The following is an 11,013-nucleotide window of genomic DNA, read 5'->3' as shown; positions in this document are numbered from 1 at the left end:
GCGTGTTTTCCATCCTATGAATAAGCCGTTGGTCATTCATCTGCTAACAGTTTGACTGGTTTACAAAATATTCTTGCCTTTTTGCGTTAACTATAAAATCTTTCTAACCGTCTCATGAAAAACAATCTATTTTTTCTCCTACTTATCCTCGTTATAGGCGTATTCACCAATCCGTCTTTAGAAAAGCATCAAGCTGCTGTGCAAGAAAAAGTTAAGGAGCTAGAAAGTTTTAAAGGAGAAGTGAAAGGAGATACACTTAAAAAACTAGGAGCCATCCTTGGTGAGGCTATTGGCTTCAATGCCATGGAGAAGTATCTTAATAATAATGTTCAAGTAGACGACTATAAGGTTTTTTCCTTAACCAAGCTTAAAATTAACGGGGATTATAAAACGGTAGGGATAGGAGCTTTTGGAATCGTATTTCTTTTTGATGACGCAAAATCTTACCTAGACGAAAAGCTAACGTCCATTTCAGAATAATTCGTAGAAGTTTCTTGGGCTACTTTTTCTATCTTTGCCGATTGAAAATTTAAGAATCGGATGCTCATATCATATAATACGTTAAAAAAACTTATTGATTTCCCTCAAAATCCTGAAGAACTTTCTGCTTTATTGACCTCTACAGGTCTTGAGGTTGAGGGCTTGGAAGAGAAATTATCTGTACCAGGAGGCTTAAAGGGCTTGGTGATTGGAGAGGTTAAAACTTGCGAAAAGCATCCCAACGCAGAGAAATTAAACTGTACCACGGTAGACGTAGGGCAGGAGGAATTACTAAATATTGTCTGCGGTGCACCTAATGTGGCTGCAGGTCAAAAGGTCATAGTGGCCACCATTGGAACAACGCTTTACCCTTCTGAGGGCGATAGCTTTGTGATTAAAAAATCCAAAATTAGAGGTGAGGTTTCTGAAGGGATGCTTTGTGCTGAAGATGAAATTGGACTTGGAAAAGGACATGATGGCATCTTGGTATTAGATACACCACTGCCTATCGGAACCGCAGCAGCTACTTATTTTAATTTGGAGTCTGACTATGTGATAGAAATAGGTCTAACACCGAATAGGGCAGATGCGGCATCACATTTTGGAACTGCCAGAGATATTAAGGCTATAACAGGTCAAGAAATCACTTTACCGGATGTCTCTTCTTTTAAATTAGGATCAAAAAAATCTTCCATTTCTCTAAAAGTAGAAGACACGGATGCTTGTCCGAGATTTTGCGGGCTAGAAATTACTCAAGTTGAGGTTAAAGAATCTCCGGAATGGTTGAAGAACTTTTTAAATGCTATCGGAGTCAATAGCATCAACAACTTGGTGGATATCAGCAACTACATTTGTCATTTTTTGGGTCAACCAATGCACATTTTTGATGCTGATAAAATTAGTGGAGCACAAGTAATTGTGAAAACCCCTGAAAAAGGCACTTTAATAACTACTCTAGACGGGGTAGAAAGAACATTATCGGGAAGCGATTTGGCTATTTGCGACAGCAACGGACCAATGGCCATTGCTGGCGTTTTTGGTGGAGAGAATTCAGGAGTTACTTCTGCGACAAAGAATGTGTTTTTGGAAGTTGCTTGTTTTAATCCAGACAGCATCAGAAATACCGCCACCGCACATAGCTTAAAAACAGATGCCAGTTTCAGGTATGAAAGGGGTACTGATCCCAATATGCCTGCTTACGCAGTAAAGTTGGCGGCGTTAATGGTTTTGGAGCTTGCTGGTGGTGAAATAGTGGATACAGCCTTTGATAACTATCCTGTAGCTATTCCAAACCATGAAGTGTCTGTCAAATTCAAGAACATTGACAGACTTTTAGGGAAGGCATTACCACGGGATTTAATAAAGGAAATTCTACAAAAGCTAGATATCGAAATCAAATCCGAGAGCAATGAAGGCATGGAGCTTTCTGTACCGGCCTATCGCGTGGACGTAACACGGGAAGCAGATGTGGTAGAAGAGATTTTGAGAATTTATGGTTTTGATAATATCGAACTTTCAGAGCATCTTTCTTCCGATTATTTGTCTGATTTTAGAGAGGTAGTTCCAGAAACTCAAAGCTTAAAAATATCTGAGCTGCTGGCAGCAAACGGTTTTCATGAGATTCAGACTTTGTCGATCGTTAAACCTTCTCAGAACGCTTTGTTAACGGAATTAGAAGGCTCTCGCGTCCGGCTTTTGAATCCGCTGACGGAAGACCTTTCTGAGATGAGAAACAGTTTGCTTTTTTCAGGTTTACAAACGCTCTCTTATAATATTAATAGGAGAAGTAGGGATGTTAAGGTTTTTGAGTTTGGAAGAACCTACGGCAAAAAACAAGATGAGAGCGGCACCAGTTACTATGACCAATCAAAGTTAGGTATTTGGGTGACCGGAAATAAGTTGGCCGAGTCTTGGTATCAAAAATCTGAAAAGGTTTCGTTCTTTGATTTGAAGAATGAGGTGGTAAAGGTTTTTACGGCCATGAGGTTGACGCAGCTTTCCAGTACAGAAGCAGCATCGGGTTTGTTTGATTATGGTATAGATTTCAAATTGAATAACAGGGTGGTGGCCACACTAGGGAAAGTAAAGGCGACCTATCTGAAGTTTTCCGACCTGAAACAGGAGGTTTTCTATGCGGAGATAGACTGGGCGTATTTATTGAAAAAGTATTCTTATAAGGTTACTTTTACGGAGATACCGAAATTTCCGGAGGTAAGAAGAGACCTTTCATTGGTATTGGATAAAGCAGTTAATTTTGCTCAAATAGAAGAGTTGGCATTAAAAACAGATAAGAAATTATTAAAGCAGGTGAATGTCTTCGATATTTATGAAGGAGAAAAGCTCGCCAAAGGCAAAAAGTCTTATTCTGTAAGTTTTGTTTTACAAGACAATGCTAATACTTTAAATGACAAGGTGATTGATAAAACGATGAGCAAGTTAATTTCAACCTTTGAAAATCAATTGGGAGCGGAAATAAGAAGGTAATAGACCTTTTGTTTTCAAAGTCTCCACTGCTAGAAGAATATGGAATCTGAAAAACAATACAACCAAGAAAATGCCATGATGTTTGCTCGTTTAGAAGAGCTTTCAGGAAAGGTAGAGGGGCGTATTGCGAAGGTTCGCAGCTATGAGCAGAAAATTATTGGACTGGAATTTGAGCTTAGAAAATTAACAGATGAGAGAGATGACCTAAAGAAAAGGCTCTCTTTTTTTAAGAAACGTAAAATAGATGAAGTTTCTAAAGTAAATGAATTAGATGCCATAACGGCTCAAAATTTTACTATTAGGAATAAAATCGCTAAGATTGTAACGGATATTGATAGTCAAGGGGTAAGTGAAGATGGGGTTAGAGAATTGATACAAACTCTAATAGGCGAAATAGACGATTGTATAAGCTTATTGAAGTAATAAATAATTTTGCTTTCATAAAATGAGTTCGGAAAAAGTAAAGGCAAATATTAAAATAAATGGTGAAGCATTGCCATTTTTATTGTCGGCCGAAGAAGAACCATATTTTAGAGAAGCTGCTATTAAAATAAATGAGCGATTGGCCGTATTACACAACAAATACGGGGCGGTTGCTAACTTTGAGCATTTGCTTTCTACAGTGGCAGTAGAAGCTATGGTGGACGCCCTACAAGCACATCAGAATTACAATAGACTCAGAGATGAAATTAATGGTAGATTAGAGCAAATTGATAGTCGGCTTGACGGCTGAATTCTCCCACTTTTTTTAATTTCCTTACTTTAATATTCTATCAACGAATTATTAAATAAAGAATTAATGTCAGAATATTTATTGTTAATCGCAGGTATTGCCGGAGGCTTACTTGCGGGATTTTTCATAGGTAAATCAATCCTAAAGAGTACCAACAAAAATCAAGAAGCAGAAGCTGCAAGAAAGGCAGAAAACATTTTAAGAGATGCAGAATCACAGGCAGAGAACTTAAAAAGAAATGCAGAGTCTCAGGCAGAAAACATTAAAAGAGATAGGAAATTAGAAGCCAAAGAACATTTCCTTAAACTGAAAACCGAATTTGAAGAAACGACCAATAACAAGAAGAATATTATTATTCAGAATGAACAGAAGGTAAGAACACTTCAACAGCAGGCGGCCTCTTTAATGGAGAAAAATAAAAGAGAGGAGACCGAAATCCAAAGTCAAAAAGACAAGTTAGCTAATCAGCTAGAGATAGCGGCCAAAAAGCAAGAAGATGCAGAAAAGCAACTAAGTCTACATGTGCAGCAACTCGAAAAGATTTCTGGATTATCTGCAGACCAAGCCAAGGAGCAATTAATGGATGCACTCAAGGCAGAGGCGGAATCAAACGCATCGGCTTTTGTGAAACAGTCTATTGAAGAAGCAAAACTTTCTGCCACCAAGGAGGCTAAGAAAATTATAATTCAAACGATTCAAAGAACAGCCGCAGAGCAGGCGATTGAAAACTGTGTATCTGTTTTCAATATTGAAAGTGACGAAATCAAAGGTAAAATTATAGGAAGAGAAGGTAGAAATATTAGAGCTTTGGAAGCAGCTACGGGAGCCGAAATTATTGTGGACGATACCCCTGAGGCTATTGTGATTTCTAGTTTTGACCCTGTAAGAAGAGAGGTGACTAGGTTATCACTTCACAGATTGGTGACAGACGGCAGGATTCACCCAGCCAGAATTGAGGAGGTCGTGAATAAGACCAGAAAAGAAATTGACAACGAGATTATAGAAATTGGTGAGAAAACCGTTTTAGACTTAGGTATTCATGGACTACATCCAGAACTGATAAAGATGGTAGGTCGTATGAGATTCCGTTCGTCTTATGGACAAAACTTGCTTCAACACTCTAGAGAAGTGGCTAAGCTTTGTGCTACCATGGCGGCCGAAATGGGTATGAAAGTAAAACTTGCTAAAAGGGCTGGTCTTTTACATGATATTGGAAAGGTTTATCAAGAAGAGTCTGATTTGCCACACGCCATTTTAGGAATGGAGTTGGCTAAAAAATATAAGGAAAATCCAGAGGTATGTAATGCCATAGGTGCTCACCATGATGAGATAGAGATGACTTCATTGATTTCTCCTGTGATTCAGGTGTGTGATGCCATCAGTGGTTCTAGACCAGGTGCCAGAAGAGAAATGATGGATTCTTATGTGCAGCGACTAAGAGATTTGGAGGAGTTGGCACTAGACTTTAAAGGTGTGGAGAAATGCTATGCTATTCAAGCGGGTAGAGAACTTAGAGTGATAGTAGATGCAGAAAACGTAAGTGACGAGTTTGCGAGCATGTTGTCATTTAATATTTCTCAGAAAATTGAAAAAGAAATGCAATATCCAGGTCAAATCAAGGTTACGGTGATACGTGAAATGAGAGCCGTGGCTTATGCGAAATAATATGGAAGCGGTATTTCCGCTTTAAATCATTTGTTAATGCAATCTTAAAGCACCTATATTTTAGGTGCTTTTCGTTTTATGGAACAACCTTTTATGTCCTTCTCACATCTAAAAAGCAGAATAGAAATACAAACATTTAAAATTTTATAGATTATGAAAAAGCTACTTTTTATCGCATCAGCATTGGTTATTGGTTTTAGCTCTTGTAGAGGACCCGCAGGTTTTGATGGTGAACCTGGCCCTGCAGGACAAGATGGAGGTTTAGTTTACGCTACCGCCATTGAACTTGTTGTAGACTTTACCCCTGCCAATGATTTTAAAATTGTGGAAGATTTTGGTTTTGATGTTTTTCCAGCAGATGTTCCACTTGTGTTTATAAAATGGGAAAATGATTCTAACGGCACTGAAATTTGGAGACCCTTGGTTCAAACCGCTTATCTAAATCAAGGGATTTTGACTTATAACTATGATTTCACTCAGGGAGATTTCTCTATATTTTTGGACGGCACAGTTCCTGATTTCTCAAAATTGGATGTGGCATATTTAAACGGTCAAGTATTTAGGGTGGTCGTGGTTCCTGCAGCTTTTTTAGAAACGGGTAGATTAAGCTCTAAATCTTACGATAGCATTACTCAAACATTTGGAATAACGGAAGAAGATTTTGTAAAGAAAGATTTGAGATAAGCGACCTTGAAATTTTTGATAAGCAGTGGTTTCAATTCTGAGACCGCTGTTTTTTTTTGTGGTAGTATTTGGACTATCTTCGCCGAAGGACAATAAATTATGAGAAAAATATTATTTCTGCTTTGTATTTCTTTTATAAGCCAGGCCCAGATAAAAACCAATTTGCCTATTATTTTGATTGATACAAAAGGTAGAAAGATTGTGGATGAGCCTAAGGTTTTAGCCAATATGACTTTGATCAATAATGGGGAAGGTAAGGAGAATACCCCTACAGATAGCCCAGAATACGAAGGGAATATTGGAATAGAATATAGAGGTTCGTCTTCACAAAGTTTTCCTAAAAAACCATTTGGTCTAGAGACTTGGGATGAGAATGGAGAAGACGAAAAAGTATCTTTTTTTGGATGGCCTGAGGAAAGCGACTGGATTTTATATGCTTCATATAATGAGAAGAGTCTTATTCATAATGTGCTGACGCTTAGAATGGCCGAAAAGATGGGCTTATACGGGAGTAGAACCAAATATGTGGAGCTCTATCTTAATGGCAATTATGAAGGCGTTTATGTTTTTATGGAGAAGATAAAAAGAGATAAGAAACGGGTAGATATTTCTAAGCTAGAACCAGACGAGGAATCAGGAGAAGATTTGACGGGAGGTTACATTATCAAGATAGATAAAAATACAGGCTCTAATATTGGAAGTTGGTTTTCAAATTATAGTAATCAATCGAATGGTTTTAAGCCTTCTGAGTTTTTCTATGAGTATCCTAAAGACATTACCACAATTCAAAAGGACTATATAAAAGGATATATAGGGTCTTTTGAGAATTCGCTGCAAAGTGAAAACTATACAGACCCCACTACGGGTTACCAGCAGTATATAGACATGCAGTCTTTTGTGTTGATGACCATCGTCAATGAAGTTTCCAAAAACGTGGATGGCTATAGAATCAGTACTTTTCTGTACAAGGATAAAAACGAAAAATTGAAAATGGGGCCGCCTTGGGATTATGATATTAGTTTTGGGAATGCAGACTACTGCAATGGTTCGTCTTACAGGGGTTTCTCGTATAATTTTAATGCCTTTTGTCCTGATGACTATTGGCAGGTGCCCTTCTGGTGGCAGAAGTTTCTAGGAGATATCAACTTCATAAAAGCCTATAGAGAAACTTATGATGATTTACGTCAAAATGGTATTTTAGAAGATTCTAAATTAATTGGCTTAGTGGATAGCCTTGCCAATGAGATTAAAGATGCACAAGTAAGAAACTTTAATAGATGGCCTATTCTTGGTCAATACATTTGGCCGCAGCCACAGCCTGTACCAACGACGTGGGAGGGCGAGGTGAATGAATTGAAGAAGTGGATTCCTTTAAGGCTGCAGTGGTTAGACGAAAACATACCTTCTGAAATGCAAGTGCTATCCTCTGAAAGGCGTTTAGATTTTAAGGTAAAGGCTTATCCTAATCCTTATATCTCTTCGCTCAGTATTGAAATAATTGCTGTGAAAAGTAGCACCGCCCATATTCGTTTGATAGACCTTTTGGGAAGAGAAATTAAGAATCAAGATTTTGATTTAGAAATAGGACAAAATCGATTGAATCTTAATTTCCCTGAAAATCATTCTGCTCAAACCCTACAGTTTCTAAAAGTCAAGGTTGGGGAAGACGAAACGACACACAGAGTGGTGCATAAGTAGGCCTAGATGGTCATTCCGCCATCTGCTGTGAAGACTGCCCCTGTGGTAAAAGAAGAAGCATCAGAGGCTAAATAAAGTGCCAAGGCTCCTATTTCGTCTACTGTGCCTATTCTAGAAATAGGCATGTGCTTCGTAAATCTTTTCATGATGTCCTTGTTTTGCCAAAGAGCCTGAGAAAACTTAGTTTTAATAAGTCCTGGGCAAATGGTATTGACCCTAATGCCATCCGTTCCCCATTCTTTGGCCAAAACTTTTGTAAGCATATTGAGTGAGGCTTTACTGACAGAGTACATACCCAGTCCTGGGTCTGGTGTAAGGGCTGCTACGCTGCTGACGTTAATAATGCTGCCACCACCTCGGCTTTTCATAGAGGCGTAAACCATCTTAGAGAATTCGAAAGGAGCTTTTACGTTGACCGCCATTATTTTATCAAAGGCATCACCATCGCAATCCAATGAGGGGCCAAATACTGGATTGGTAGCCGCATTATTAACTAAAATATCTACACCTCCATAGGTTTCAATGGTTTTATCCAATAGGTTTTGAAGTTTTGTCATATCTCCAGCATGTGCTGCTATGGGAAGTACCTCAGCATTGCTTTCTTTTCTGATACTTTCGGCTACTTCGTCTAGAATGTCTTGTTTTCTACTGCTGATAACCACTTTGGCTCCGTGGGCAGCAAAAAACCTGGCCATAGACTCTCCGATACCTTTACTGGCTCCCGTTATAATGGCCACCTTTCCGGTGAGGTCAAATGCGTTTTTGTAATTCATAGGGTTTATAGTTTGTTGATTTTAATTAAGTTTTGTGCTATTGAACGCTCAGTCCGCCATCTAGCACGATGCTTTGGCCAGTCATAAAGCTGGACTGGTCAGATGCTAAAAACAGTATGGCGTCTGCTATTTCTTCTGGCTTGCCAAAACGTTTCATGGGCGTCGCATATTTGAGCATGTTTTTATATTCCGGCTCGTCGTTAATGCTGTCTAACATGGCGGTTTCTGTAAAGCCTGGACAAACGGCGTTTATGCGAATGTTTTGTTTGGCATATTCCACTGCTGCAGATTTTGTCATACCAATTACAGCATGCTTACTGGCGGAGTATGCTAAATGACGAGACATACCGATTTTTCCAGCAACCGATGCAGTGTTGACAATGGCACCGCCACGATTAGCTTTAAAGTGCGTAAGGGCGGCTTTCATGCAGTAAAAAACACCTTTAATATTGATATCTATAACACGGTCAAATTCTGTGTCAGGGTAATCTTCCGTTTTAACTCGAGGGCCAAGAATTCCAGCGTTATTTACCACCACATGGATTTGTCCAAATTGGCTTATGGCTTTTTCAAATGCATTTTTCACCTCTTCGGGTTGGGATACATCACATTTTAGGTAAAATATGGAGCCTTCCAAAGCCGCTAAGTTGGGAGATTTTGCTTCGGTAATATCCATCACCAAAACTTGTGCACCTTCCAAAAGGAATTGCTTTACGGCCTCTAGGCCAATGCCTCCATTCCCACCGGTGATGACAATGTTTTTGTTTTCAAATCTTTTCATTTTTCACAGAAGTATATTATTTCCTCCATTGGTAGGGCATACCTTTTCGCTAATTCTGGAGGGAGTTCGTTGACGAAATTGTCCTCAGTTACTTTGAACCCAGCCTTAGCGAGTTCTTTACCATAGTCCTTACCAAAAAGACGCAGATGGTCAGATTGCTTAAATACTCGCTCTCTTTCTCTAGGATCTGTGATGGTGGGGTCTGTCAGGGTATGCTCCATTTTCATGTCTTGGGGAGACTGCATAATGGCCCAGCCGCCTGGTTTTAAAACCCTGTATAATTCTGATGTAGCCACATCAAAGTGTTCTACATGCTCTAAAACATGATTGCAAAAAATAACGTCAAAGGAATTATCTGGGTACTGAATCTTTTCAATATCCATCTTAACCTTCGCCAGCGGCGATTCAATATCCGCCGTAATGTATTCTAGGTTAGGCAATTCTTCAAAACGGTTTATAAAGCAATATTCTGGTGCTACATGGAGTACGTTAAGTTTGCTTTCAAAGAAAGTAGTTTTTTGTCTCAAATACAGATACATAAGTCTATGTCTTTCTAAGGATAGACAAGAAGGGCATAATGCGTTTTCTCTAGGTTCTAATCTGCCGTAAGGTAAAAATTTCTTAAATTTACCGGAGCAAACCGTACACTCCACGGAATCTCCCTTCATAAAGCCAGCATATATCCTTAAAGGAATGTGGCTGAATAATTGTAGGTATTTGCGTGGAACGAAACGAATAAGAAAACTAATTATATTTTTCATCGAAATATTTGACCTGTCCTTGTTTTAAGGTCAAAAATAGAATTAAGTAAACAGCAAAAAAAATGCAAGAGAAGAAAGCCGAAAATTCGCCAACAAATAAACATTATAAAAGAAAGGAAGATAAGAATTGGTATCAAAGTCTTTTACTAAGTCAAAAGTTTAAAATCAATGTTATTCTGGGTTTAACTTTAACGGCACTTGGGGCTGTAATTTTGACCATAACTGGGCCAGAGATGCTTCACCATTGGCAATTTGCCCTTCATGGTTTTATTGGCATAGCTGTTTTGCTAGTGGGACTGTGGTTTTTTGGCAGGGGTTTAAGGTATGAATTTCAGCTAGATGCCATTAGAATAGCGAAAAGAAACCGAAATTTTAATGGGGGAAATCAACGTAAAGGCCCTAAAAAACCAGCTCCGAAGAAAGCTTAAGACTATCTTCTTAACCAATCGTATTTTATGTTTTTCAGATAAGCTTTCCTTGATTTCATGGGAAGCTTATTTTTTTTGTTAAATCAGCGAGGATGAATTCAAGTATTCCATTCTGGAATTTACGATAGTTATAATATGTTACTGTTCTTGAAAATTAATATCAAGGGGTTCAGAGTATCGGAGTGCTGATTTTTATGAGAAGATGTTTCTTGGGAGTACCAGGTATAATAGCATATACCACTTCAAATAGAAGGTAAATGAAGTTGGGTATAAGGAAACTAAAAAAGTCTCAACCTTTCCAAATCTAGATTGAGACTTATTTGCAATAGAAATGCAAAAAAAATAGAATTACTTAGTGAAAGAAGCCTTAAGCTCTTCGATATCTACTTTTCTGATTTCTGGCTTTAGCGTAAGACGCTTAATGTCAGCTTGCTTGTTGTTTGCAATTGCTCTGTTTCTAAGGCCTTTTCTTTTTAATCTTGTAACTGCCATTATATATAAATTTAAATACTAGTTTGCTTGTTTA

General features: G+C 38.4%; 12 protein-coding genes. 8 read left to right on the top strand and 4 right to left on the bottom strand.

Features of this window, described 5'->3' with window-relative positions; translation table 11 throughout:
• The first annotated feature begins 114 nt into the window (after positions 1-114).
• The 7 genes from ACTBZY_RS09230 (at position 115) to ACTBZY_RS09200 (ending at position 7,744) form a co-directional block, all read left to right on the top strand.
• Entirely contained in the window at positions 115-480 is a 366-nt protein-coding gene (locus ACTBZY_RS09230; protein WP_463046045.1) for a hypothetical protein, read from the top strand.
• A gap of 60 nt (positions 481-540) precedes the next feature.
• The gene (gene pheT / locus ACTBZY_RS09225; protein WP_463046044.1) at positions 541-2,964 is read left to right on the top strand and encodes a phenylalanine--tRNA ligase subunit beta; all 2,424 of its coding nucleotides are present in this window, start codon (positions 541-543) and stop codon (positions 2,962-2,964) included.
• 39 nt (positions 2,965-3,003) lie between these two features.
• On the top strand, positions 3,004-3,387 hold the full coding sequence (locus ACTBZY_RS09220) for a hypothetical protein (protein WP_463046043.1): 384 nt from the start codon (positions 3,004-3,006) through the stop codon (positions 3,385-3,387).
• Between the two features lie 22 nt (positions 3,388-3,409).
• Positions 3,410-3,697 (top strand): cell division protein ZapA, encoded by a 288-nt coding sequence (locus tag ACTBZY_RS09215; protein ID WP_463046042.1) that lies wholly within the window; start codon positions 3,410-3,412, stop codon positions 3,695-3,697.
• A gap of 66 nt (positions 3,698-3,763) precedes the next feature.
• Positions 3,764-5,362, top strand: coding sequence for a ribonuclease Y (gene rny, locus ACTBZY_RS09210; RefSeq protein WP_463046041.1), 1,599 nt, complete (start codon positions 3,764-3,766; stop codon positions 5,360-5,362).
• 153 nt (positions 5,363-5,515) lie between these two features.
• Positions 5,516-6,046 (top strand): collagen-like triple helix repeat-containing protein, encoded by a 531-nt coding sequence (locus ACTBZY_RS09205; RefSeq protein WP_463046040.1) that lies wholly within the window; start codon positions 5,516-5,518, stop codon positions 6,044-6,046.
• Between the two features lie 99 nt (positions 6,047-6,145).
• Positions 6,146-7,744 carry a CotH kinase family protein gene (locus ACTBZY_RS09200; RefSeq protein ID WP_463046039.1) on the top strand — a complete coding sequence of 533 codons (1,599 nt, stop codon included), beginning with the start codon at positions 6,146-6,148 and terminating at the stop codon, positions 7,742-7,744.
• 2 nt (positions 7,745-7,746) lie between these two features.
• Here ACTBZY_RS09200 and ACTBZY_RS09195 read toward each other — a convergent pair whose 3' ends face one another.
• Genes ACTBZY_RS09195 through ACTBZY_RS09185 form a run of 3 tightly spaced genes read right to left on the bottom strand, consistent with a single transcriptional unit; the run spans position 7,747 to position 10,059 of the window.
• Positions 7,747-8,517 carry a glucose 1-dehydrogenase gene (locus ACTBZY_RS09195; protein WP_463046038.1) on the bottom strand — a complete coding sequence of 257 codons (771 nt, stop codon included), beginning with the start codon at positions 8,515-8,517 and terminating at the stop codon, positions 7,747-7,749.
• 37 nt (positions 8,518-8,554) lie between these two features.
• Positions 8,555-9,298: an SDR family NAD(P)-dependent oxidoreductase gene (locus ACTBZY_RS09190; RefSeq protein ID WP_463046037.1), complete on the bottom strand. Its 744-nt coding sequence runs from the start codon at positions 9,296-9,298 to the stop codon at positions 8,555-8,557.
• Complete coding sequence (locus tag ACTBZY_RS09185) at positions 9,295-10,059, bottom strand: class I SAM-dependent methyltransferase (protein WP_463046036.1); 765 nt, start codon at positions 10,057-10,059, stop codon at positions 9,295-9,297. Before ACTBZY_RS09185 ends, ACTBZY_RS09190 begins: the two co-directional genes overlap by 4 nt.
• A 62-nt stretch (positions 10,060-10,121) precedes the next feature.
• On the opposite strand from ACTBZY_RS09185, the gene ACTBZY_RS09180 reads away from it, so the two are divergent.
• Complete coding sequence (locus ACTBZY_RS09180; protein ID WP_463046035.1) at positions 10,122-10,487, top strand: hypothetical protein; 366 nt, start codon at positions 10,122-10,124, stop codon at positions 10,485-10,487.
• A gap of 348 nt (positions 10,488-10,835) precedes the next feature.
• Here the strand turns inward: ACTBZY_RS09180 and ACTBZY_RS09175 are convergent, their stop codons facing one another.
• On the bottom strand, positions 10,836-10,979 hold the full coding sequence (locus ACTBZY_RS09175) for a hypothetical protein (RefSeq protein WP_463046034.1): 144 nt from the start codon (positions 10,977-10,979) through the stop codon (positions 10,836-10,838).
• Positions 10,980-11,013: the final 34 nt, after the last annotated feature.

The organism is Arcticibacterium sp., assembly GCF_055134445.1.
Note: the sequence above shows the minus strand (reverse complement) of the source record. Positions and strands in the feature narration are given on the sequence as shown.